Consider the following 23,647-nt stretch of genomic DNA (forward strand, 5'->3'; position numbering starts at 1 on the left):
AGGGGATGATCATGCGTTCAACGATGAAGACCACCCCCGGACAGGGAAAAAACAACTCTCGGTTGAGAAGAAGCGTTGTCTAAAAGTTAAAGAGTAACCATGACGATCCAGCGCATAGGTGCTTCACCCCGGCGACCGTGATCGTGGAATTCTTGCCTCTTATCCCCTTAGTTTTTGTGGTGATCGGGAAACTGGAGAGAGGTTTACTGAATATCTTTTTGATATTCGCGTATCCCGCGTTCCTCGTCTAACCGTTGTCGAAGTTTCCTTGCCCAGTAGTCAAATATTTCCAGCACGGGTCCCAGGGAATCCTTTTCGCGCGTCAGGAGAACCTCTGAGCTCATCCGTTTTTCAACATAAGCAACCAACCGTTCCTGGCTCTGTGTATCCAATATCTCGGCCTCAATCGCGGCCTCTCCCTCCAGGGCATTCATGCCGGAAATTTTTTCGGCACCCTGGATCAGGAAATCGTTGGCCAGGGGAAGCAGCGGGATCGATGATTCCAGTGCCGGGCGCTCCAACATCACATCCGTCAAGGCTGCGCGGAGGCGCAGGACCCCGGGACCGGGATCTTTCACGATCACATAGCCTCCTGCCAGTGCGCGGCTCATGCTTTCCTGGAATGCCAGAGCCAATCTCCAGGCGGTTAACCCATCAAGGCCACCATACTCAGAATGTTGGCTGGGAAAGATCACCAGGGGATCCAGCATGATGGTGTTGTAGTCTTTGAAATTGACGCCTGGCTTCCGGTAGGTCCAGGCACCGCTGTCATCCGGGGAAGGACGGAGGCTGTTGTAATCAGTTAAAAAACCGGAAAAATCCAATGATTGGGTTTTTTGCGCACAACCGGGCAGACTGAGGACCACGCAGAAGAGAAAACTCAGCCTCTGTATTTTTGAAAAGGTGTTCACTCTGGTATCCTACATTTCCTTTTGAGATTGAAAGTTGACGAGTATATCTCGTCTATTCCATAAAGACCATATCAAGGCCACATTTCCACTCAACTCCATTTAGAAAAAGAGGGTATCTCATGATGAGAGCATGGCTGGTGGTTTGTGCTGGAAGTCTGTTCCTCTATGGATGCACTGACGTGAAGTATGTCAAGGCCGGTGCCACAGAAGCGGATCTAGAGGCGGATCAAATCGATTGCCGCAGTCACATCCTGATGCCGCCCCCCGGCCCTGGCATTCCCAGTGGTCAAATGGGGAAACCAGGGGTCAGCCAAGGGTTCATCACTCGATCGGCCGAGCAGTCGGCACAACAAGAAGTTGACCAGTGTTTGCGAGCTAAGGGATGGGAGCTGGAACCCCAACCCAAGTAAGTTGCTGAGAGGATGTAAGCGTAATATGGCTGTCGTTGTGAAGAACGACTCGTGACAAAAATTTCACTCAAAAATACGTAAGGATGTAACGAGACTATGAATTCAGCATTGCATGATAAGACCATTGCGAAGGAATTGAAGATCACCGACAAGCAGGTCACGGCCACGGTGAGTCTGCTGGATGATGGCGCCACCGTGCCGTTTCTTTCACGGTACCGCAAAGAAGTCACCGGCGGGTTGGATGAGGTTGTCATTACCTCCATTCGGGACCGCGTGGCGCAGCTTCGAGAATTGGATAAACGTCGGGACGTCATCCTGGCCTCGCTCGAGGAACAAGGCAAGCTGACCGATGTGCTGCAAGAGCAGGTGCAGGCGGCCACGACCATGACCGAATTGGAAGACATCTATTTACCCTTCCGCCCCAAGCGCCGCACCAGAGCCATGATCGCCAAAGAGCGAGGATTGGAACCGTTGGCGTTGAGCCTCTGGGCACAAGATGCCCAATTGAATGTCGAAGCGGAAGCGCAGAAATTTCTGAATCCGGAATTGAGCGTCGAGACGGTGGAGGACGCGTTGGCCGGTGCGCGCGATATCATGGCCGAATGGATCAGCGAAGATCTGCAGGCTCGCGCTTCCATGCGTGCCCTGTATCTGGAACAAGGGACTTTCAAGACCACGGCCGTGCGCGGAAAGGATGTGCAAGGCAGCAAGTATCGGGATTATGTTGAATGGGAAGAACCGGTGGCCAAGGCGCCATCCCATCGTGTCCTGGCCATGCGGCGTGGCGAGGTGGAAGGATTTCTGACCTTTCGTGTGCTGGTGCCGGAAGCCGAAGCCCTCTCAATTCTGCATCGCCTTTTTGTGAAAGGAAAGGGGCCCGCATCGGAACAGGTCATCCTGGCCGTCAAAGATAGCTTTACCAGGCTCCTGGCCCTTTCAATGGAAACCGAAGCCCGCCTGGTCACCAAAACCCGCGCCGATCAAACGGCCATAGAAGTGTTTGCCCAAAATGTGCAGCAACTGCTCATGGCGCCACCTCTGGGACAGAAGACCGTCCTGGCCATTGATCCGGGATTTCGCACCGGATGTAAAATGGTCTGTTTGGACCGACAGGGCACCTTGCGTCATACGGAGACCATCTTTCCGCATCTGGGAACAGGCGGAGCCGCTAAGGCGGGAGACACGGTGGTGGAATTGTGTCAGCGTTTTCAGGTTGAGGCGATCGCGGTGGGCAATGGGACGGCCGGGAGGGAGACCGAAACATTCCTGCGCGCGCTCAAATTGCCATCCGCCATCCCGATCGTCATGGTCAACGAAAGCGGCGCTTCCGTTTATTCCGCGTCTCCGGTCGCCCGGGAGGAATTTCCCGATCACGATGTGACGGTGCGCGGCGCGGTCTCGATCGGGCGGCGGCTGATGGATCCCTTAGCCGAACTGGTGAAAATCGATCCCAAGGCCATCGGCGTCGGGCAATACCAACATGATGTCGATCAGAGCATCTTAAAGCAACGGCTCCAGGATGTGGTGATCAGTTGCGTCAATCGGGTAGGGGTGGACGTCAATATGGCCAGCCCGCAACTGCTCACGGCCGTCTCCGGCGTCGGGCCACAGCTCGCCACGAATATCGTGGCCTATCGACAGGAGCATGGTCCGTTTGCGAGCCGGACGGCATTAAAGAAGGTCCCCCGCCTGGGAGCCAAAGCGTTTGAACAAGCCGCAGGATTTTTACGCATCACCGATGGGGAGCATCCGCTTGATGCCAGTGCCGTGCATCCTGAACGGTATGCCGTGGTCAACGCGATGGCGAAAGATTTAGGCTGCACCGTCAAGGATCTCATGAGGGATCCTGCCAGACAACGCACGATCGATCTCACTCGATACATCACGGAGGAAGTGGGCAAGCCGACCTTGACGGATATCCTCACCGAATTGGCCAAACCCGGCCGTGATCCCCGTCAACAATTTGAAGCCGTGAAATTTGATGAAGGGGTGCAATCCATCGAGCAGGTTAAGCCGGGCATGATCATGTCCGGGGTGGTGACCAATGTCACGGCCTTTGGCGCGTTCGTCGACATCGGCGTGCATCAGGATGGGCTCGTGCATATCAGTCAACTCGCCAACAAATTTGTCAGCGATCCCAACACGGTGGTGCAGGTCAACCAACAAGTCAAAGTCACCGTGCTGGAAGTCGACATTCCCCGCAAGCGCATTTCCCTTTCCATGAAGGCGGCCTCAAACGGGAAGCCCTGAGTCGCGAGGGTCATTTCGCTAAGCCATGTGGCTGTGAGCTGGCCCCAGATTCTTCGTTGCACTCAGAGTTGGCGGCCCTTCTCTTCAGTCAGACCAGACGGGGCGTCAATGGTTTTGGGTCCTTTTGCCGAAACAAAAGGACTTCGTCCTTCGGGGACGAAACCCCGCATCGATCAGTCCTTACAATTTATTCCAGGCGTTCGTTGAAGGTAATCCAACTTCTTTCCGTCATTATGCCTGCGCTCTTCCCTCTTTGATGGAAATTTCTCAAAAAACTTCCCTATGTTTTCCGACGCCTGCCGGTTGGCCCAATGGAGGGACGCTCTTAGCAGCTGGCGGACCTTGTCTGAGCCTTGCGAGTTGGGCCGCTCTTCGGAGTTGGCGTCCCTCCTCTTCAATGAGGCCAAACGGGGCGTCAATGGTTTTGACTACTTTTGCCGAAACAAAAGTGGTTCGGCTGCCGGGCCGAAACATGGCATCTAAAAGACAACTTCCATCCATCTTTGCCGGGAGAACCCCTCAAAAACCCGCAAAGAAAAGTAAGTCATTGCGAACAATCAGGAAGGTGGGAAGGGGCCGGGTGTATCTGCGATTGGAAGGCTAACCCTATCCACTCTCAAACTCTCGCAGAAGAATCACCAAAGAAACGTGGAATGTTTTTGAAGGACAGGGAATTTAAAGGAAATCTTGCGGTAGGGAAGGATGGAAGATCTCGTCACATTATATGAAGGCTTTGATGGGAGGGTAGATGGTTCAAGTCTGATCGTTCCGTAGTTGGGTGAGTAGTTTTTCTATAGCCGCAGAGATGCCAGGGACTTTGTTCTGGGTCACATCCCAAATGATATGAACATTTAATCCAAAGTAGCCATGCGCAATCACATCTCGAAAGGCGGCAGCCTTGGACAATTCAACCTCGGGCATCATCTTGTGGATTTCCGGCGGCAAGTGCTTAGCAGCCTCACCGATAATTTCCAAATTGCGAACCACTGCATCGAAGACCAACTCATTGCTTTGAAATGTTTCCAGTGTCATACCGTTGGTGTAACGGCCCACTTTTTTGGAGGCTTCAAGTATATCTTCCAGAAAAAACGTCCAATCACGCGACACGAATCAAATCCTTTTCAATAAGAGGTCGCATACGTGGCTTCACGGTATCCTCAATAACCAAATCAACACTAGTATGAAAAAGATCCTCCAAATAAAACTTGAGATCCATATAGGCATCGAAGGTGGGGGAGGACTGAAACTCCACGAGAACATCAATGTCGCTACCCTCGTGCATCTCATCACGAGCAGCCGAACCAAAGATGCCCAATTTCTTGATGCCAAATCGGCGTACGATTTCCTCGCGGCCATTTGTTAATAACGAGAGAAGATTCGTGTGGTTCATATCATTGCCTCCATATAAAACCAGGTTCCCTGCCTGCCGAAAAATGATGCAAAGGCATCCCGACAATAATCAAAGTCCTAAAACCGTGTATCGTCATCGTTCTCAGGGAACCTTACCAAAAACGGTTCAGCTTAGCATTAGCCCATCTTTTCGAGCAGAACTTCCGCATGTTTCGGATGGCAAACTCACTCTATCCTAACATCCATCTTTCTCTATGGGTGCCATTCCCGCCTTTAAATAGCGGAACTGCATCGGCTCTTCTCCGTCCTGCCGGCTATTTTCTACAAAATATGTATCCCTGTTTCAGATCAAAGACGAAAGAGCCATTGGTAGGCGAAATTGAAAGAAGGCTTACCTAACCGACCACCTTCCGGTCGGCCAACCGGGTTAACGCCAGAATCGACAGGCAAATTGTTGACCCGACGCCTTCCGGCTGGCCCTAGGAAGGGGCGCTCTTAGTATTTAGCGGACCTTGTTTGAGCCTGGCGAGTTGGTCCGCTTTTCTCAGGATTGGCGGCCCTTCTGTTCAGTCAGACCAGACGGGGCGTCAATGGTTTTGGGTCCTTTTGCCGAAACAAAAGGACCTCGTCCTTCGGGGACGAAACCCCGCATCGATCAGTCCTTACAATTTATTCCAGGCGTTCGTTGAAGGTAATCCAACTTCTTTCCGTCATTATGCCTGCGCTCTTCCCTCTTTGATGGAAATTTCTCAAAAAACTTCCCATGTTTTCCGACGCCTGCCGGTTGGCCCAAGGGAGGGACGCTCTTGGCAGCTAGCGGACCTTGTCTGAGCGGAGCGAATTGGGCCGCTCTTTAGAGTTGGCGTCCCTCCTCTTAATGAGGCCAAACGGGGCGTCAATGGTTTTGACTACTTTTGCCGAAACAAAAGTGGTTCGGCTGCCGGGCCGAAACCCGGCATCTAATCAGTTTGAACAATCAGAAAGGTGGGAAGGGGCCGGGAGTATGTGTAAAGGGAAGGTCTGCCTCCAGGCAGATAAAAGACGAAACGACCGTCACAGGCTCAACCTGGATCATAATAGCCATACACGCGGTTTAACACTTCCGACAGGATCGCTTCATGCTGCGCCTCGGCTTCATCCCAGGTGGAACAGCGGCGGCACGTTTGATCAAGGGCGCCACCAAACACCATTGTTTCAAACAGGAGAGGGGGGCCGGCGAAGAACTGGTGATCAATCCCAAGGAAAACGGTAGACACCTCAATGTCGGCGATCTGTGTATGACTCACAACCCGATCAGCCGTTTCCACCCATTCGCCAAATTCCTTGGCACCAGAGGCCAAAACGACTTCTTGATTACGTAAAATATAGAATCGCATGTCAGCGCTCCAGATCATATTCCACGTCGCCGTGGTCTCTTCCTCGAAAGCACACCCGATATGATGCCAATTTCTGGTCTTCTACATCAACATTCATCTTTGAAATGAAGGTTGCCCCCAGTCAGACTCTAAAAGAAATGGAAGCCAGGTTGCGTCTCATGAGGAATCGATGACAATATTGGTCTCGGTTTTTTAGAATGCCGGAATCATGTTGATCAGGCCCGGCTGTGGCTTGATGACCGTATGTACTCACTCACGAATAGGATGGCACATGACTGAAGAAACGAAGCCCGTGTTTACCATAGAGAAAATCTATGTCAAGGATTTGTCCTTAGAAGTTCCCCATGCACCCGGCATTTTTCTGGAGCGTGACGCCCCACAAATACATATCGAGTTGAAGACGCAACATACCCGTGGGGAAGAGGGCTTGTATGATGCATCCTTGACGGTCACGGTCACGGCCAAGGTGAAGGATAAGGTCATGTTTATCGTGGAAGCGGAACAAGCCGGGATTTTCCGGATTCGCCATGTCCCGGAAACGGAACTGGGCCCGGTGTTAGGCATCGGATGTGCGAATATTCTCTTTCCCTATGTTCGTGAGACGGTCTCTGATGCGGTGACACGGGGAGGCTTCCCGACCGTCATGCTCAACCCGGTGAATTTTGAGGCCCTCTACCACCAACAGCAGCAACAAAAGACTCAAACCGATTCCGTGGCCACGACTCACTGAGTCAGCTTCTACGGCGAAGTGCTTTCTTGAGGGGAGGGGGCAATAGCGTATTTGATCGCCAATCACGAACGGCATGGATTTCTGCAGGAAGAGTTACTAAAGTCAGCCAGTAAAGATGTCATATTGCAAGACCCTAGGAATTGGCTCCCGTGATGGGATCGGTGGGATACGGTAATTTCATGCGAGCCACGACTGACACAGCGCAAAAAAACGATTCCGGCGACCGAAATTAAGCGCAGGGGACTTTCGGTCATTGACAAAGCCTTGAAGAAGGGGCCGGTGCATGTGCTCAAGAACAACGAACCCGCCTATGTCATCATGGCAGAAGATCAATATCGGGAACTGGCGAAGCGGTATCATAAGTCGTACCTGAACCGAATTCGCCGCTCATTGAAGGATCTTAAGCAAGGGCGTGTCCGTCCCCATACAGCCCAAACTCTCATCGACGAACTTCACCTCGAAGCCTAATGTATACGCTGGCCACGACCAGCTATTTTGATCGGCGTGTGGCCAAGTTCACGCGAACTCACCCCGCACAGAAAAAGCCACTCGCCAAAGTTTTCAGAGGATTAGAAGCCAATCTGTTTCAACCTTCTCTTCGCCTACATGCTCTCAAAGGGGAATTGGAAGGACGGCATGCCGTCAGCTTGACTCATGCCTACCGTATTACTTTGACATGACGAATTACCAGAAATGAAATTGTCTTGCTCGATATTGGAACCCATGATGGGGTCTATCGATAAAATGTTCACATGGCCACGAAGGAAAAACCCTCGCAGTTATTGTCCGTCCGTGGGTTTGCCTTGGTACGCTTGCATGTTGATCCGACGCCTGCCGGCTGCCCCAAAGGAGGGACGCTCTTAGTATTCCGCGGACCTTGTTTGAGCCTTGCGAGTTGGGCCGCTCTTCAGAGTTGGCGTCCCACCTCTGAAATGAGGCCAGACGGGGCGTCAATGGTTTTGGCCACTTTTGCCGAAACAAAAGTGGCTCGGCTGCCGGGCCGAAACCCGGCGCATAATTGTTCCCAAATTAATGATCAAGAGAATTAATCCTTAGAGACATCGCAGTGGGCGACTTCAAAGGGTGGCTATTGAAAGAGTTCGTCGGGTTCCATCTTGTGACGATAATGCAGTTGAAGGCCATTCAAGAAATTCCGCAAAATTTGGTCCTGGCATTTGCGATAGTGCTTATGATCAGGTCTGCGAAAAAATGCACTCAGCTCATGCTTGCTTATACGAAAATCAGCCAGAGCCAATATCGACAATATGGCATCGGCTTGTAAATTGAAGGCGATCTTCAGTTTAACGAAAATAATATTATTGTTGAGCCGTTGTTCCGGTTCAGCCTGCGCGCCATCTTTTTTGCCACGCCTATCGTTAATCAAACCATTGAGAAACGTGGCGAACATGATGTCAGGACATTCGACAAAATCCGGATCATCATCTTTTTTTAACCACGCACTCACCTCTGTTCGTGTCACGGTCTGGTTGGCCTGAGCAAAAACATCAATCATTTTGGAATCACTAAAATCCAGGATGTAGCGAATTCGACGAAGGCAATAATTATTGTTCATGTCTGAGTTTCCTTGACTTCATGGTTCACTGTCCCACGAATTGGTGAGAGTTGGATTCGAAATTTTCATCAGCGAACGTGATCGTCTCACCAGTCAGAATGTTCTTTCGTGTTTGAGTATGATTTTCCCATTGAGCAGGACTTACCCCGCAGAGACCATGGCCTTCGCTTCGTCTTCACTGCCTACCATACCTTCAAATTTCAAGATTTGATAGAGTGCAATGGGCTCCCGAGAAAGTTCAACGACTCGAACGCCAAGCGGCTCTCCCTCAACCAAAAGCAGGTTTATTTCTGGGTCAGGATGAGGCGACCAAAGAAACTCGAAAAGAAAAATTCTCTCCCACTTCAACACCATGACGGCCAATAGAGGTGGGGGAGGGAGTGATGTATGAATACAAGACCTAACCCTAATAAAGTCAGTACTCATGCCTGACCCCGCAATCTAGGCTCGGCCTACGGGATGCTGAATCCTGTTTTCTACTCTATCCAACCACTTACAGACCAAGCGCCGCCAAATCCCGCTTTAGCGCAGCCTCCAGTTTTGTCATAGTGTCGACCATCTCTGATTGAATCGTCGGCCATTCGGACTCCGGGCTGCGGTAGCCTCCGTTCTCAAGAACGTGCTTGATCCGGCAGGCGCGTTTGGCCTCGAGACGTTCCCACAAAAGTGTCCCACCGAATGCTTTTTCAATTTCGTCTTTGCGGGCGTGGAGTTGGTCAAAGATGCGTTTGTTTTCCCCTGCCTCGCCGCGATCGATGTAAAGTTCAGCGAGGCCGTATTCCTGGACGATCACATAATTGAAGCCGAGCCCGCGGATGCCCGAGCTTGCTCCGAGCCAATGGTAGGCCCCCGGTTTAATGTTGGCGTGTCGCGTGTGTCTGTTGTGGGCAATGGCCACCAATCCCTGCCAGAATTTTAGGCGCAGTTCGTAGCGTTCTGCCCGTTTCTTTCGTCCCACCTGCCCCTTCTCTCGGAGTTGAACTTGATATTCATTCGCCTCCGGCAGCGGGATGATCTGCTGAACATCGATCAGCCGCTTCTCGCCATCCTGATAGGGGCGCAGCCGAACGCACCGGATGTCGATGTCCCGCTCGCGCAGCCAGAGCACGGCGGTGGTGAGTTCCTTCCCAAAATCTTCGGAAACCAGCATGATGCGCACATCAGGCGCGAATGCTTCTTCGTCTGGTTCCTCCCAGCCCAGAAAAGTGAGCATGCGGGTGCGTGCTTCTTCTGTCGGCTCTCCGATCCTGGCCAGAAATTCTCCATGGATCGACTCGGCACGTTCAAACGTCATCGCCGAAACCATACTGGCATAGCGGATGGCTTGGAGTTCCATGTGTCCGCCGTCATTCGTCCGCTTCAGTTCGATCACTACGAGATTCGCCTGTGTGTCAATTGCGAGCAAGTCGATGCGGCGGCGGCTGTCGTCCCAATCGCTGAACTCCTCCGTGAGCACGTAGAAATCGTCTCCCAGCACTTCGATCTGCGTCCGTAGCAATCGTTGGAGGTCATCGCGTTCGCGCAATTTGAGGTCGGCAAACGACGCTTGGCTGAGCGGGCGGAACGCATCAGAAGTCATTTCGTAAAGTGGCAAGGTAGGTGTCCTAATTTAAAATCTGCTTGGTCTGCCCCGCCGACCGGTGCTGGACGCGGGCGAGACAGAAACTTTGTTGTTTCTGGGGAGGCGGTGAGGTCGGCAATGAGGGCGGAGAGGAGGTGCGCGGCGGTGGCGAGGGTGGTGGTGAGTTGGATTTCTAGTTGGTCGCAGACGGCCATGAGTTCATCCACTTTGGCAACGATACGGAGTTGTTCGGGGAGGTCATCAAACTCCGAAGAGTACAACAAACGGCGCGTATCACGAGTGAAAAAATATGAAGCCAACAGGAAAGTTTTTTCCAACCACTTTCGATTATTAGGATCCCAATCCTCAGGTGTTTAAGGCATCACGAATTTTGCTTTTAACAAGTGTCCAGTCTTCGGTTTTGTTTCTTTGTATTCGCTTCGCTAGTTTCCGTTTTAGGTTTAACTTTGATATGTTTAATGTATATTCTTTATATAAGTCATCAATTAACCGCTTTCCACTTGCTTTTTTAATCCATTCTTTATCCCACAAAGGCAGCAGTTCTTCGTGCTGTTTTTCGCACATTTCTAAAAATTCTTTTTTCCAGTTGGATTCCTCAAAATCTTGTATTTCTGTCTTTAGCCCGGAAAGCCTATTTGATAAGGTTTGAGCCATTTCCTCAAATGTTTTGCCTGCAATATCATTCATTCTAAGTCCAGCACCTTCGGGTGATTTCTTGTCAAATATTTCTTTCGCTACGACTTCATTTAGCTGTTTCATTGCTATTCTCTTAACATTATTAGTAAATGTACCGCGTGATCCAAGATCTGAAACGCCCAACTCAATTAGTTCATCGTATAGCTCTTTTTGCCCTATCAGATAATTTTCTAAACAGTATCTATCCCATTGAAGAATTTTCACCATTGGACTGCTAACAATATTCGTAAGTATTCGATCAAAATCGAAAATAAAACAATTTCTCTTATCCAGTTCACCTTTTTTTTCAGCCCGTTGAAGCGTTTCGATTTCCCTCTCGACTCCGGATCTTCCTCCCAAACTTGTGATTTTGAACCCGTTAATAAGCTCAAAAAAGCCATCTTCTATTAGGAGGGCATCGTGGTCACCTTCGACAAAGATATTTCCCTTCGAAAAAAGACTGTCCGCTGCAGAAGTTCCTAAGCGGCTTAGAGCACTGAAAATTTCATGGTTATCTTTCTCGTATATTTTAGTGGCATCATTATGTGATCTTAGATGATGGACTGTGCAATCTTCTCTATCAAAAGCTGCGCCAAGTATCTCCCCAGAATGCGTGCAAAGAAGAACTTGAATATCATTGTTTTTGATGATTTCATCTGCTATGAAAGAAATAATATTTTTGCATACTGCAGGATTTAGATGCAGCTCTGGTTCGTCTAAAAGAGCGATGCCCCCTGAAGCAAGAGTTCGACGAAGTAACATAAATGTGAGTATTAGACCTTTCTCTCCACTACTCATACCATCAATGTCGAAAACTTTACCTGAAGATAGTTCTTGAATTGCTACCTTTAAAGTTCCCACCGGAGTTATTGATATATGGGAAAGTTCTTTTCCTGGTAGGAGCTTGCCGAGAACTAACCTAAAGTCTTCCGTAATTTCGTTTTGATTTACACCAGCAAGAAATAGGTTATTTACAATTGTCTGTTTTAGACGCTGGTATTTGGTTGATGCTAGGCCTAGGTGAGATTGAATCTGGGTGTTTGCTTCAGCGGACCCAATTTGGATGTTTGTTTCTCCAGAAGGAAATGCTCTGTCTGCAGGGAAGTAGCTAAACAATGCTTTATGAGGGGGGTGCCTTTTTTCAAGTAGGCTAACCATTGTTTGATTTAATTGATTCTCACCGCGAATACCCTGCCTACTTGGATCGATCGTCAATTTAATTGGAAAGGCAATGGGTGTTTGAAATTTCAATACTTCACTTTCAACTCCCTGCGTAATTTGATCAAGTCGTTTCTTCCCTTCTTCAGAGGAGAGAAATTGGGTTAGAGCTAATTGACCTTCATCTTCATTTCTACCCAACTGCCCTCGAAGGATCTCTAAACCTAACTGTTGTTTCGCTGCTAAAAGATAATGAGACTCTTCGGCATTGAGTTCTACTGTCATATTTATTTCAATAGGTATTTTCTCATCTCGAGCGAGGGAAGAAAACTCTAAATAATTATTTAGTTGTGGGTGTGGAGACATTGCCCCGAGGGAAACAAGAACTTGTTGCCCTTCTTGATAATAACGAGGCATAAGCAGGGATTTCACAAGCCGAATTGCTTCCAGAATTGTCGTTTTGCCAATGGCATTTGGACCGACAATGACGTTAGTCGGTTTGTCGAACTCAAAACTAACATCACTTAGGCCGCGTAAGTTTACCACCTTTAGCTTTTGGATCTTCATGTCGGTACCAACGAGTTAGAGGTCTGGTGTTGTAAAAACAGTTTCGGGGAAAATTGGAACTTGCTGATCGGTAACCTGAACTTCATATTTTTTGTTAGTGATACGATGTATGCTAATTATTGCACTTCCCGCCCATGCTACCCAACTCGTTGAAAAATGTACAGAAATTTTGTTCAAAAAATTCTGTCGGTGCGTGTTGATGTGCGGCGTTGTGTTGGGCACAGATCCTTGGCTGGAACTCAGGATGACAATGCAGGGGAGAAGGAATGATTCATAGGAAGATGGGTGCTCGAGTATTCGCAACGATAAGGACGGAACGAAGAGGGATTTCCCCTGATGGAAATCAGAGAAAGAAATTTGATTATGTTTCCTTTCAGAAATAAAGACAGCATTTGATTTCACATTTTCTCCGCGAAAATTCGAGGGCGATTGATCTATATTCTAGAACCTAGAATTGAGGAAATTTCTTTTGAAGTTCCGTTGATTTTATGGTGGCTTTAGTTTGGAATCGCGAGGTGGCATTGAGATTTCAATAGCTGGATTGCCGGGTCTCGTCCCATAGGTGTTAAGCTAAGCCTTGCCCTTGCCCTCTGTAGAGTTTCGGATCGAAGCCCACTTCGAGCATGTCCAGCGTGCTCATCCGTGAGCGCTGTCGATGTTTTCGACAGTGCCTGAGCAGCGACTCAAGCTCTTGGGACAGATAGCCCATGGCGTGGGCCTCCGACCACATGACGAATTGCGCGAGGAGAAACGCGCGTTCCTGGAGCCGCTTGTAGAGCTTCGCCAGGCTGATCTCTTGGCGTGAGGTATTCCACCGGGCGGTGTTGGCGACCGCATGCAGCCGCTGCACCCACACCGCGGCAATCAATTTGCCGTAAAGCTCGCATCGCAAGCGATGAACATTGCCGGTGGCCGACTGATGCACACGCAGAATGGATTTAAATTGTTTGAACAGCAACTCGATCTGCCACCGGAGCGTATACAAGGCCCGGACCATGTCCAAGGGCACCCAGGGCTCCGGCACATTGGTGATCAAGAGCGTCCAGTCGCACATGGCCACATGCCGTGGACTGCCGGTCCGGCCTTGTCGGCGGGCGTGGGCCTTGAACCGCCGGCGTCGGGCCTGGGCCACCTGGGCGGTCACGCGCAGGCAGACCAGCCGACAGGCGCGCGTTTGATTCTTGCCCTGCCCCAGGCACACCAGGCGTTCCTCCGTCGTCCCCGGGGCGGCCCGTAAGACCTGGCCGAGGTCAAGCGGCTCGCCCGTCTGGCCATCGTGCACCGTGGTGTCGAGGAACAAGCGCGTCAGAAAGAAGGCGCCTTTCCTCATCATGGCGTTGACGGTCGCCAGCTTGAAGTAGCCCTGATCGAAGAGCACCAGGTCGGTCGTGTTGACCAGAGCGGGCAGGTGGTCGGTGTAGCGATTATCCGGCACGGTACCGGCGGTGTCCGCCAGAAAGGTCAGTTCGCCCTGCTTATAGTCATACGCCGTTTGAAGCTTGCAATTGGCGGTGGAGGCGTTGCCCCCCGAGCCGGGGAAGATCGCGCCCAGTTGCTCGCTGACATCCCAACTCGAGCTATCCACGAGCAGGACGCGAGCAAACGGCTGGAGCAGGTTCGTGCGGATCGGCACCGGCTGCAGTTTGTGTCGAAGCACGGTGTGCAGACAGTGGCGGAGAAAGACGGCCGCTGAGGCCGTAAAGCGTTGATGTAAGGCTTCGCGACTGATGCGCGAGGAGAGCGCCGCGACCATCCCCTCCAAGGACGGATGCATCATCCCCAGTTGGCCCAGCGTCAGCAGGACGAGAAAGTCATAGGGCGTGAGCCGCCCGTGGCGTTGCTGAAATCCCGTGTGTTTGGCCAGTCGAGTGATCTCGTTTTTTTTAACCCCGCAAACAACTTCGGCAGCCCCCTCATGCTGACGCCCCCCTGAAGCCCTGGCTGCGAGCCAGGCCGAGACACGCCTGGACCCAGGCCGTGGTTAACACCTTAAAGCGCTGATAGCGCTTGAGTCGCCGCCGTACCTCGCCCAGGTCCTCCTTCTGGACGAAGAGCGTGGAGCTCTTGCCCGCCACAGTAAAACTGAGCTGATAGTAGGGCCCATGCTTCTTGGGATTGGAGGGAGCTTTGCACCGGCAGCCCGGTGTCCCGCACACATTCCACTGCTCACTCAGGCTCCCCGGCAAAACCGGGCCCAAGGTGGCCAGCTGCCGTTGAATCCGTTGCAGGGTCTGCTCTTCTCGCGTCATCGGTGCCTCCTCTTAGTTTCTCATTAAACCCGATAGCTCTATAATGCTATCGGTAATATAGCACAAAAAAAGCGCAAGGCAAGCGGAGGAACAAGGAACATCTTTGGCTTAGCTTAACAGCTATGGGTCTCGTCCCGGCAGACGAGGTCCTTTTGTTTCGGCAAAAGGACCCAAAACCATTGACGCCCCGTCTGGCCTCATTGGAGGGGAGGGACGCTAATTGGAGAAGAGCGGCCCAACTCGCCTGGCTCAAACAAGGTCCGCAACGGATAAGAGCGTCCCCCCCCTGGGGCCAGCCGGCAGGCGTCGGATCAAAATTGAAGCGTACCGAGGCAAAACCACAGAGGGCGGACCAACTCGCGGAGTTTATCCTGAGCCTTCGCCGAAGGGCTCGGACACTGCCCGCCTTTTTTCCGGTGCCGGTTGCACCGCTCGGCCATACCACCAGGCCGGGGGAGCTGAGAGAGTAAGGGTGAATTAATTCCCATGGCTCACACAAGGTCCGCAACGGATAAGAGCGTCCCTCCCTGGGGCCAGCCGGCAGGCGTCGGATGAACGGTACGCCTGTTGATTTGAGCGACAGTTCGGTTGGCCGACCTGCAGGTGGTGGGTCAGATGTGAAGAAGGGTGCGTGATGACGGATGAGGAATGGTTGCTGGTGAAAATTGCGATGAGACGGCGAGCTAGAGAAGTTCCCGGAACTGTTCGGAGGATATTTCCGCCGCGTCCAGGATCTGTTTTAATGTGCCCGGTTTGATGACATGCTGGCGAGGAATGATGACGATATGTTTATCGTCGGTCATGGAAATGTGCTTGCCTTCTCGAAGGAGGTAAAATCCTGCACGCTTGAGGACTCTCACGACGCGTTCATGAGAGACCTGCGGGAGTTTGGTCATACCGTGACTTCGACGGTCCGCAGCTTCTTTTGTCGTTTTAAATCTTCAATACTTTCGAGGTAGGTCTTAATGGCATCCTTGATATTATCCAGGGCTTCTTCCTCAGTCTCCCCTTGTGAAACACACCCTTTTAACGTGGGACAATAGACGACATACCCCCCGGCTTCAGGGTCTTGTTCGATAACGATTGGATATTCCATGCTGACCTCCCCATTGATAGCACTGTTGATGTGGCTAAAGTATACCAGAAGTTGCCTTCCGGGTAATTGCAGGCCAAGTTTTGATCTTTCAACTGGGTCATTCATGTGAGTCTGGAGCCTGGCGATGTTCTGCACATATTTCCATCAGCACCATCTTCTCCTTAGCAACTCTCTGTCAGATGTCATTTCTTTGACCGAGAGTCCTGTCAGCAATCGCAGGAATGAGGGATAGGTGGATACCGGGGGTTCGCCCCCGTACGACGAGCCACTTTTGTTTCGGCAAAAGTAGCCAAAACCATTGACGCCCCGTCTGGTCACATTGGAGGGGAGGGACGCTAATTGGAGAAGAGCGGCCCAACTCGCCGGGCTCAAACAAGGTCCGCAACGGATAAGAGCGTCCCTCCCTGGGGCCAGCCGGTAGGCGTCGGATCAAAATTGAAGCGTACCGAGGCAAAACCACGGAGGGCGGACCAACTCGCGGAGTTTATCCTGAGCCTTCGCCGAAGGGCTCGGACACTGCCCGCCTTTTTCCCGTGGCCGGTTGCACCGCTCGGCCATACCACCAGGCCGGGGGAGCTGAGAGAGTAAGGGTGAATTAATTCCCATGGCTCAAACACGGTCCGCTGGCTGCTAGGAGCGTCCCTCCCTGGGACCAGCCGGCAGGCGTCGGAATGTAGGGAAGAATATATTTGGCACTTCCTTGAAAAAAAAGGAGGACTACAGGAAGGATGGAGGGGAAGAAGTGGATCGGAAGGATGGGGTTTATTCGTAGACTTGAAGATGTAGTTTAATTGCAGCTTTTTGAAGAGCACCATCAGCAGTCCACATGCCACACCCTGTTAGTTGAGCGGAAGCCAGGAGATGACAGTCGACCCATCCCAGTCCTGCTCCATACAATTTTTGAGATTCCAGTAAGTGAAGGACTTCGTCATCGTCGGCTATTTGAGCCTTAGAAAGCGCCTGGAGTAACGCTAAGATTTCGGAACGATTTTTTAACATTCCGCACGCCAGTTCTCCAATGACAGCGGAATGGGTTAGGACCAAACTTTCCTGGAGGAAGGATATCAGACGGGGACTTCCTGCTCTGAGATGGTTCACCCAGATGGAGGTGTCGACGAGAATCATGGCTTGGGGATTGATCGCCGTCGCGGAGGCAACTTCAGTTGCCTTTCTGATCCTCCAAGTTGGGCCAAGCGGTGGGCTGCCTCTTTGGAAATAAGCGCCTCAAGCCCTAACCGAACTAATGCGGTTTTTTCCTCAATACCGGTTAATTTCGAGGCTTTTTCTAGCAGGTCATTGTCAATGTTTAAAGTCGTTCTCATATGTATGAATATGCACTATTTATGCATATAAGTCAATGACGCTTTTGATTGTCGACAGAAGGGGATTGTTGCCCCATGAATGATGTCGGGCATGATGTGAAGGTTTGGTCAATGCCGGGTTTCGGCCCGGCAGCCGAGCCACTTTTGTTTCGGCAAAAGTAGCCAAAACCATTGACGCCCCGTCTGGCCTTATTGAAGGGGAGGGACGCCACCCTTTAGAAGAGCGGACCAACTCGCAAGGCTCACACAAGGTCCGCCAAATGCGAAGAGCGTCCCTCCCTAGGGCCTGCCGGCAGGCGTCGGAACATGGGAGAAGAACCGTTGCGAGACTTTTATGCAAGAGTGAGGAGCGGAGGAAGGATGACGCGAGGAATGGGTGGTGGGGTTTCGGACCGGCAGGCGAGGTCAAGGGATTCGGGGTTTCGCCCCCGTGCGGCGAGGTCCTTTTGTTTCGGCAAAAGGACCCAAAACCATTGACGCCCCGTCTGGCCTTACTAAAAGTGGAGGGACGCCAACATTTAGAAGAGCGGCCCAACTCGCAAGGCTCAAACAAGGTCCGCTAGCTGCTAAGAGCGTCCCTCCTTTGGGCCAGCCGGCAGGCGTCGGCTCCAAATTAAAGCGTACCGAGGCAAACACACAGACGGTGGCCCAACTCGCAAGGCTCAAACAAGGTCCGCTGGCTGCTAAGAGCGTCCCTTCTTTGGGCCAACCGGCAGGCGTCGACCCTATAAGACGAACCTTTCAGGGGCTCGTAGGAAAAGTGGCTTGCATGAATGACCGGGGGCGAAGATTAATGCCGGGACGGGACCTGGCTATTTTTTGATAAGGGATGTTTTTTCCTGGTTCGCCATTTACGGATTTTCCCGTCGATATGGTAAATTTCCATAACGGCGATTGGTTGAAATTACTTTGAACAGGAGTTTGGTATGTCGGCACTTTTTCAACCCCTTAACCTTGGGGCGATTCTTCTCAAACATCGGGTGGTGATGGCGCCCCTGACCCGGCTTCGCAGTCAGCAACCGGATGACGTTCCCCACGGGCTGAATGCGGAATATTATGGGCAACGGGCGAGCGACGGCGGGCTCATTATCACCGAGGCGACGGATACTTCTGAACAGGCCCGTGGCTATCCCGGTGCGCCGGGGATTTATACTGCGGATCAGGTGAGGGGCTGGCAAGGGGTGACCGAGGCGGTGCATGCCAAGCAGGGCTTTATCTTTTCACAGATTTGGCACACCGGACGTATTTCCCACAGTTCAATGCAGCCAGGCGGACGGCTGCCCGGCGCTCCCTCGGCTGTTGTTGCGGCCGGCAATCATATGGACCGGCAGGGCAATGTCGTCCCCTTCGAAACCCCTCGCGCGCTGACCCTTGGGGAAATTGAAGAGATTATCGGTGATTTCCGCAAGGCGGCCGAGCATGCGCTGGCGGCGGGATTTGACGGTGTCGAGATTCATTCCGCTAATGGCTATCTTATTGATCAATTTCTCCAGGATCATACGAACCGGCGGGAGGATGCCTATGGCGGGTCCATTGAAAATCGCACGCAGTTTCTGCTTGAGATTGTTGAACAGGTGACGGGGGTGTTCGGCCACGACCGCGTCGGGGTGAGGATTGCGCCGTGGGGTGTGTCGGCCGACATCCGCGATAGTGATCCGCAGGCGCTGTTTTCACATGTCTCGGTGGAGCTTGGTAAAAGAAAGCTGGCGTATCTGCACATCGTGGAACCCCGTGCGAATCAGCGCAGCGATACGAATGCGCTTGATCCCAATGCTCCCGATGCCTCTTCCCGTTTTAAGGGTTTATTCGGCGGACCGGTCATTGCCGCCGGTGGCTTTACTCAGGAAACTGCTGAATCCGTGATTCACGCCCGCCATGCCGATGCCGTGGCGTTTGGCCGGTTATTTATCGCCAATCCGGATCTTCCCGATCGCTTTCGTATGGGCGGTCCTCTTAATCCCTATGACCGCGCTACCTTCTATGGGGGAGATGCCCGGGGATATACGGATTATCCGTATCTTGATACCGCAACGCCTGATTCCTCTCCGAAAACGGTTACTCCCCAATAGACATTTTTCTCACGGTTGGAGGGAGGAGATGCCGGGGGTCGTCCCGGCAGCCGAGCCACTTTTGTTTCGGCAAAAGTGGCCAAAACCATTCTCACCCAGGTCGGCCCCATAAAATCGTGCTGACGTGAGAGCTGGGAGGGCGGCCCAACTCGCAAGGCTCAAACAAGGTCCGCCTCACAAATAAAACGTCAGCCCGGGTAGCCGACCTGAAGGTGAGGAGGCGGGGATTGGTATGTGGAAAATGGTGTCTGTTCGATGATGGATGTCGGGGTGATGTGAAGGTTTGATGGGTGTCGGGGTTTCGTCCCCGAACGACGAGCCACTTTTGTTTCGGCAAAAGTGGCCAAAACCAATCTCACCCAGGTCGGCCCCATAAAATCTTGCTGATGTGGGAGCAGGGAGGGCGGCCCAACTCGCAGGGCTCAAACAAGGTCCGCCTCACAAATTAAACGTCAGCCCGGGTAGCCGACCTGAAGGTGAGGAGGAGGAAGTTTAGAGGGATGCCCGATGATGGATGTCGGGAATGACGGAGGCGGAGCATGGGCTTCGATTAGGAAATGGCAGGATTGGGGAGGAATTGATTGATAGGACTCGCTCAACTTTTCGCCCTGTCTGTCTTCAACCCTGCTCTCATGTTTATGCCGGAGATGGTGGTTTGGCATCCTCTTTCCCAGCCCTGAGCTGGCTAAATGTCTCTTTACCCAAATACCGCTCCAGCTTTTCACTGAGATCGGTTGAAAGACTCTTCATTTCGGCTATTCGACGGAGTTGTGCTTCCATTTTGTTTTGTAAATCCAATCGATGTTGCCGGAACTTCTCGAATGCCCCAATCATTCTTGAGGCCACTTGGGGATTTTTAGCATCCAGTTCCATGAGAAAGTCCGCGACAAAGGCATACCCTGATCCGTCTTCGGCATGAAAACCTTTGGGGTTGCCATGCGAAAAGGTCCCATACAACGCTCGCATTCTGTTCGGGGTGGGGTGTGTAAAGGCCTCATGTCCTGTCAGGTCTTTTACGATCTGGAGAATATTATCGTTCTGTGATCTCGCGAATGCCCCCATCCACTTATCGACGACTAACGCATCATTGGCAAATTGATTGTAAAAATGTTGGGTCACGTCGTCTCGATAGGATTGCGCCTCATCCATATTGATGATGATCGACATAGCCGCATAGCGGTCGGTCATATTGTTGGCCTGGTTATATTGCTTCACGGCCAGCTTGGCCACGTCTGCGTCTCCTGAATGCGACACATACGCGAGCGCGGTGTTTTGCAGACTACGGCGGCCGGCATCCGCACGATCATAGGCCTTACCGGGATCATAGGTGGTGTGGTAAATCTCGAGAAACTTATCGTGAAGCTCACGGCCGATTGTTTCCAGAAATGTTTTTCGTACTTTAAGAATCGCTTGCGGATTAATCACCGTCCGGTTAGGAGCCAGTTCCTGATAGACGGGCAGGCTGAGAGCCAGGCTCATGAGTTCCTGGTCCATATCTGTTCGTTGCAAAATCCTACGAAATGAATCCAGGACATCTTCGCCAACGAGGATGTCTTCTCCGCGTTCGTCACGATCAATTTGATCCATGAGTTTGGTGGTGAGGAATCGATTGCCTGCTTCCCACTGATTGAATCCATCACGGTCATGCACCATCAGATGTCGCAATTGGTCGTCTGTATACGGAGCCTCCAGATTGACCGGAGCGGAAAAATGGCGGAAAAGCGAAGGGACAGAGTCAGATGGGATATTCTCGAAGGTAAATGTCTGTTTCGCTTGCGTGAGCTCCAGCATTCCTTGACTGACATCCTCGCCATCGGGTCCTACCAATCCATATTTCACGGGAATGTGTCTGGGTTGACCGTTTGATTGATTCTGTATGGTTGGGACAATCTGTTCGAGCGTGAGGATGAACATTTGCTTCGCCTGATCCCATGACCAATCGGCTTTCACTGTGGGTGTGCCTGCCTGGGTGTACCAGAGCATGAACTGGCTGAGGTCCCGACCGGAGGCCTCTTCCATACAATGCACCCAATCCTCAACCGTGACCGCTTGCCCGTCGAACCGTTCAAAATACCTATCCGACGCTTTACGGAAATCTTCCTTGCCCAATAGGGTATGCAACATCCTATTGAGCTCCGCACCTTTGCTGTAGACGGTAGCGGTGTAAAAGTTATTGATGGTGACAAATTGATTGGGTCGCGGTGGATGGGCCATCGGCCCGGCATCTTCGGGGAATTGACTCATCCGTAGGCTTCGGACGTTATCGATACGATTCACCGCTTGCGAACCCATATCCCCGGAAAATTCCTGATCCCTAAAGACCGTCAAGCCTTCTTTTAAACACAACTGAAACCAGTCCCGGCATGTCACCCGGTTCCCGGTCCAATTGTGAAAGTATTCGTGGGCAATCACCCCTTCCACGCCTTGATAATCGGCATCGGTCGCCGTAGAAGGATGCGCCAATACATACTTCGTGTTGAAAATATTCAGGGACTTGTTTTCCATCGCACCCATATTGAAATCGTCAACCGCCACAATATTGAACAGGTCAAGATCATATTCACGACCATACACCTCTTCGTCCCATGTCATCGCACGTTTCAGGGAGGCCATGGCATGATCAAGTTTATCGAGGTCTTTTTCATCCGCATAAATACACAACACCACTTGACGCCCGCTGGCTGTCACGAAGGTATCGTCAATGCACGCGAGGTCACCCCCGACAAGGGCAAATAAATAACTGGGTTTGGGGAAAGGATCTTCCCACACCGCATAATGCCGTTGACCATCCATTGGCCCATGATCGACGAGGTTCCCGTTAGAAAGGAGAACCGGGGCCGCAATCTGATCAGCAATAATCTTCGTGGTGTATGTCGCCATATTATCCGAGCGGTCGGGGAAAAAGGTGATTCGCCGGAACCCTTCGGCCTCACATTGCGTGCACCAGTTGCCGCCTGATTTATACAGGCCTTCAAGGGCGGTGTTCTGTTCGGGGTGAATTCTGACATGCGTTTCGAGTGTAAAGGCGTCACCTTTGGGTTGGAGTGAAAGGGACTTTTGATCAACGATGTAGCCTTCGGTCAAATTGGCCTTCTTGGGGATCGCAAGGCCATTGAGTTTCACCTCCAGCAATTCCAGTTCTTCGCCATCAAGGACCAACGGGTGATCATGACTGCCATTTTTCTTCACCTGTAACTTGGCGCTGACCAACGTTTCTCCATCGCGTAGATCAAACGTCAGATCAACATGTGTGACCCAATAATCAGGTTGCGTATAGTCTTTCAGGTATGTCACGGCATTTACTTCAGACACGGCATCATCTCCTATTGTTCATCATCCTCAATATCCGGCTATGGCCAGAGGCTTCATTGTTAACATACCTCACCGCATACGCAAGAGGATAGGCTCACTGTCTTACGCTCTCGCGGTTTCCAAAATGAGTAAGACGAAGTAAGAAGTCGGATGCCTGGCCCTGAAGGTTCGGTGGGACCGCTTCATATGTTCTGCTTTCCACTGGTGGTGGGTAGACAAGGAAGGGTGGTGCAGATTATCGAAAGGTCTGAGCGAATGCTGTAGTTGTCGTCATGGCTTCGCTGGGTCTTCCATTTTTCTTAGGATGATCATGTACTACCGGGCGGGGTGTTAGATAGATGTCGAAGCGGTGTTTTTTTGTTTTGATCGAGGTCTGGGGTTTGATTCCGGCGAGATAATCGGCATAGGCCGGGCGTTTGACGACTACCCGGTTGGTGGCAATCGTGAGGGCTACCTTCAGTAATTCATCGGCATCTCTATCCTGCCCGACGATATCCTGGACAATTCGCATGTCTTTTTTGACGAGCGCCGATTTGTCTTTGAGGGGAAACATGGGATCGACATAAATGACCTCGGGTGCAAACGGGACATGGAGCAAGGCTTGTCGGCTATCCCCACAAGTGAGGGATAGCCTGTCTTTGATGAGCGCGCCAATTTTCTCATCTTCTACGGCACGACGTAATCCGTCTTCCAGGAGTGTGCCGATCATTTCCGATCGCTCGATCATATGCACGCGGCATCCCATCGTCGCCAGCACAAAGGCATCACGCCCCAACCCGGCGGTGGCATCCACAATTGTCGGTCGTTTGCCTTTTTTGATGCCGACCGCTTTACTGATGGCCTCGCCACCGGCGTGGCCATATTTTCTTCGATACGCGGTTTTGCCGGACACAAAATCAATGACCACCGGGGTCAGATCCGGTTCATCCTGATCGATCAATTGCCATTGTTGATCGTGTAATTGAAGACAATACTTCATCTGTTTTCTAGGAATTTCTTTGGCAATGATTTCAGTAG

At 51.6% G+C, this 23,647-nt stretch carries 22 protein-coding genes; 6 read left to right on the forward strand and 16 right to left on the reverse strand.

All coding sequences use genetic code 11. From position 1 onward, the window contains the following. Positions 1–203 precede the first annotated feature (203 nt). Positions 204–911 carry a DUF3313 domain-containing protein gene (locus tag ACWHYD_RS08280; protein ID WP_447965430.1) on the reverse strand — a complete coding sequence of 236 codons (708 nt, stop codon included), beginning with the start codon at positions 909–911 and terminating at the stop codon, positions 204–206. 119 nt (positions 912–1,030) lie between these two features. Here ACWHYD_RS08280 and ACWHYD_RS08285 point away from each other — a divergent pair, with 119 nt between their 5' ends. Continuing rightward, complete coding sequence (locus tag ACWHYD_RS08285) at positions 1,031–1,321, forward strand: hypothetical protein (RefSeq protein WP_447965431.1); 291 nt, start codon at positions 1,031–1,033, stop codon at positions 1,319–1,321. A gap of 96 nt (positions 1,322–1,417) precedes the next feature. After that, on the forward strand, positions 1,418–3,571 hold the full coding sequence (locus ACWHYD_RS08290) for a Tex family protein (RefSeq protein ID WP_447965432.1): 2,154 nt from the start codon (positions 1,418–1,420) through the stop codon (positions 3,569–3,571). Between the two features lie 753 nt (positions 3,572–4,324). On the opposite strand, the gene ACWHYD_RS08295 is transcribed toward ACWHYD_RS08290, so the two are convergent. The 3 genes from ACWHYD_RS08295 to ACWHYD_RS08305 all read right to left on the reverse strand — a co-directional run bounded on the left by ACWHYD_RS08295 (position 4,325) and on the right by ACWHYD_RS08305 (position 6,297). Beyond that, the gene (locus ACWHYD_RS08295) at positions 4,325–4,678 is read right to left on the reverse strand and encodes a HepT-like ribonuclease domain-containing protein (RefSeq protein ID WP_447965433.1); all 354 of its coding nucleotides are present in this window, start codon (positions 4,676–4,678) and stop codon (positions 4,325–4,327) included. Beyond that, positions 4,668–4,961 (reverse strand): nucleotidyltransferase family protein, encoded by a 294-nt coding sequence (locus tag ACWHYD_RS08300; RefSeq protein ID WP_447965434.1) that lies wholly within the window; start codon positions 4,959–4,961, stop codon positions 4,668–4,670. The genes ACWHYD_RS08295 and ACWHYD_RS08300 overlap by 11 nt, the downstream gene beginning before the upstream one ends. 1,021 nt (positions 4,962–5,982) lie before the next feature. Then, positions 5,983–6,297, reverse strand: a complete 315-nt coding sequence (locus ACWHYD_RS08305; protein WP_447965435.1) for a hypothetical protein — start codon at positions 6,295–6,297, stop codon at positions 5,983–5,985. A 271-nt stretch (positions 6,298–6,568) separates the two neighbouring features. On the opposite strand from ACWHYD_RS08305, the gene secB reads away from it, so the two are divergent. The 3 genes from secB (at position 6,569) to ACWHYD_RS08320 (ending at position 7,707) form a co-directional block, all read left to right on the forward strand. After that, complete coding sequence (secB, locus tag ACWHYD_RS08310) at positions 6,569–7,027, forward strand: protein-export chaperone SecB (protein WP_447965436.1); 459 nt, start codon at positions 6,569–6,571, stop codon at positions 7,025–7,027. Positions 7,028–7,240: 213 nt separating this feature from the next. Next, a complete protein-coding gene (locus ACWHYD_RS08315; RefSeq protein WP_447965847.1) occupies positions 7,241–7,495 on the forward strand; it encodes a prevent-host-death protein in 255 nt (84 codons plus the stop codon). After that, positions 7,495–7,707, forward strand: coding sequence for a type II toxin-antitoxin system RelE/ParE family toxin (locus ACWHYD_RS08320; protein WP_447965437.1), 213 nt, complete (start codon positions 7,495–7,497; stop codon positions 7,705–7,707). The genes ACWHYD_RS08315 and ACWHYD_RS08320 overlap by 1 nt, the downstream gene beginning before the upstream one ends. Positions 7,708–8,114: 407 nt before the next feature. On the opposite strand, the gene ACWHYD_RS08325 is transcribed toward ACWHYD_RS08320, so the two are convergent. From ACWHYD_RS08325 to ACWHYD_RS08370, 10 genes are all read right to left on the reverse strand, one after another. Beyond that, entirely contained in the window at positions 8,115–8,600 is a 486-nt protein-coding gene (locus tag ACWHYD_RS08325; RefSeq protein WP_447965438.1) for a DUF1456 family protein, read from the reverse strand. Positions 8,601–9,093: 493 nt separating this feature from the next. Next, positions 9,094–10,194 carry a DUF4268 domain-containing protein gene (locus tag ACWHYD_RS08330; protein WP_447965439.1) on the reverse strand — a complete coding sequence of 367 codons (1,101 nt, stop codon included), beginning with the start codon at positions 10,192–10,194 and terminating at the stop codon, positions 9,094–9,096. Continuing rightward, on the reverse strand, positions 10,176–10,481 hold the full coding sequence (locus ACWHYD_RS08335) for a hypothetical protein (RefSeq protein WP_447965440.1): 306 nt from the start codon (positions 10,479–10,481) through the stop codon (positions 10,176–10,178). Before ACWHYD_RS08335 ends, ACWHYD_RS08330 begins: the two co-directional genes overlap by 19 nt. A gap of 46 nt (positions 10,482–10,527) precedes the next feature. Continuing rightward, complete coding sequence (locus ACWHYD_RS08340; protein ID WP_447965441.1) at positions 10,528–12,582, reverse strand: ATP-dependent nuclease; 2,055 nt, start codon at positions 12,580–12,582, stop codon at positions 10,528–10,530. Between the two features lie 565 nt (positions 12,583–13,147). Continuing rightward, a complete protein-coding gene (locus ACWHYD_RS08345; protein ID WP_447965821.1) occupies positions 13,148–14,455 on the reverse strand; it encodes an IS4 family transposase in 1,308 nt (435 codons plus the stop codon). A gap of 40 nt (positions 14,456–14,495) precedes the next feature. After that, positions 14,496–14,831, reverse strand: a complete 336-nt coding sequence (locus tag ACWHYD_RS08350) for a DUF6788 family protein (protein ID WP_447963655.1) — start codon at positions 14,829–14,831, stop codon at positions 14,496–14,498. A 683-nt stretch (positions 14,832–15,514) separates the two neighbouring features. Further along, on the reverse strand, positions 15,515–15,727 hold the full coding sequence (locus ACWHYD_RS08355; RefSeq protein ID WP_447965442.1) for a type II toxin-antitoxin system HicA family toxin: 213 nt from the start codon (positions 15,725–15,727) through the stop codon (positions 15,515–15,517). Further along, positions 15,724–15,927, reverse strand: a complete 204-nt coding sequence (locus ACWHYD_RS08360; protein WP_447965443.1) for a type II toxin-antitoxin system HicB family antitoxin — start codon at positions 15,925–15,927, stop codon at positions 15,724–15,726. Before ACWHYD_RS08360 ends, ACWHYD_RS08355 begins: the two co-directional genes overlap by 4 nt. Positions 15,928–16,689: 762 nt before the next feature. Then, the gene (locus ACWHYD_RS08365; protein WP_447965444.1) at positions 16,690–17,052 is read right to left on the reverse strand and encodes a type II toxin-antitoxin system VapC family toxin; all 363 of its coding nucleotides are present in this window, start codon (positions 17,050–17,052) and stop codon (positions 16,690–16,692) included. Further along, positions 17,049–17,249 carry a type II toxin-antitoxin system VapB family antitoxin gene (locus tag ACWHYD_RS08370; protein WP_447965445.1) on the reverse strand — a complete coding sequence of 67 codons (201 nt, stop codon included), beginning with the start codon at positions 17,247–17,249 and terminating at the stop codon, positions 17,049–17,051. Before ACWHYD_RS08370 ends, ACWHYD_RS08365 begins: the two co-directional genes overlap by 4 nt. 926 nt (positions 17,250–18,175) lie before the next feature. Between ACWHYD_RS08370 and ACWHYD_RS08375 the strand changes: the two genes are divergently transcribed. After that, positions 18,176–19,318, forward strand: a complete 1,143-nt coding sequence (locus ACWHYD_RS08375; RefSeq protein WP_447965446.1) for an alkene reductase — start codon at positions 18,176–18,178, stop codon at positions 19,316–19,318. 636 nt (positions 19,319–19,954) lie between these two features. Here the strand turns inward: ACWHYD_RS08375 and pepN are convergent. Beyond that, positions 19,955–22,630, reverse strand: a complete 2,676-nt coding sequence (pepN, locus tag ACWHYD_RS08380; protein WP_447965447.1) for an aminopeptidase N — start codon at positions 22,628–22,630, stop codon at positions 19,955–19,957. A gap of 235 nt (positions 22,631–22,865) precedes the next feature. After that, positions 22,866–23,609 carry a class I SAM-dependent methyltransferase gene (locus ACWHYD_RS08385; RefSeq protein WP_447965448.1) on the reverse strand — a complete coding sequence of 248 codons (744 nt, stop codon included), beginning with the start codon at positions 23,607–23,609 and terminating at the stop codon, positions 22,866–22,868. Positions 23,610–23,647 lie beyond the last annotated feature (38 nt).

It is taken from the genome of Nitrospira sp. Ecomares 2.1, assembly GCF_965152585.1.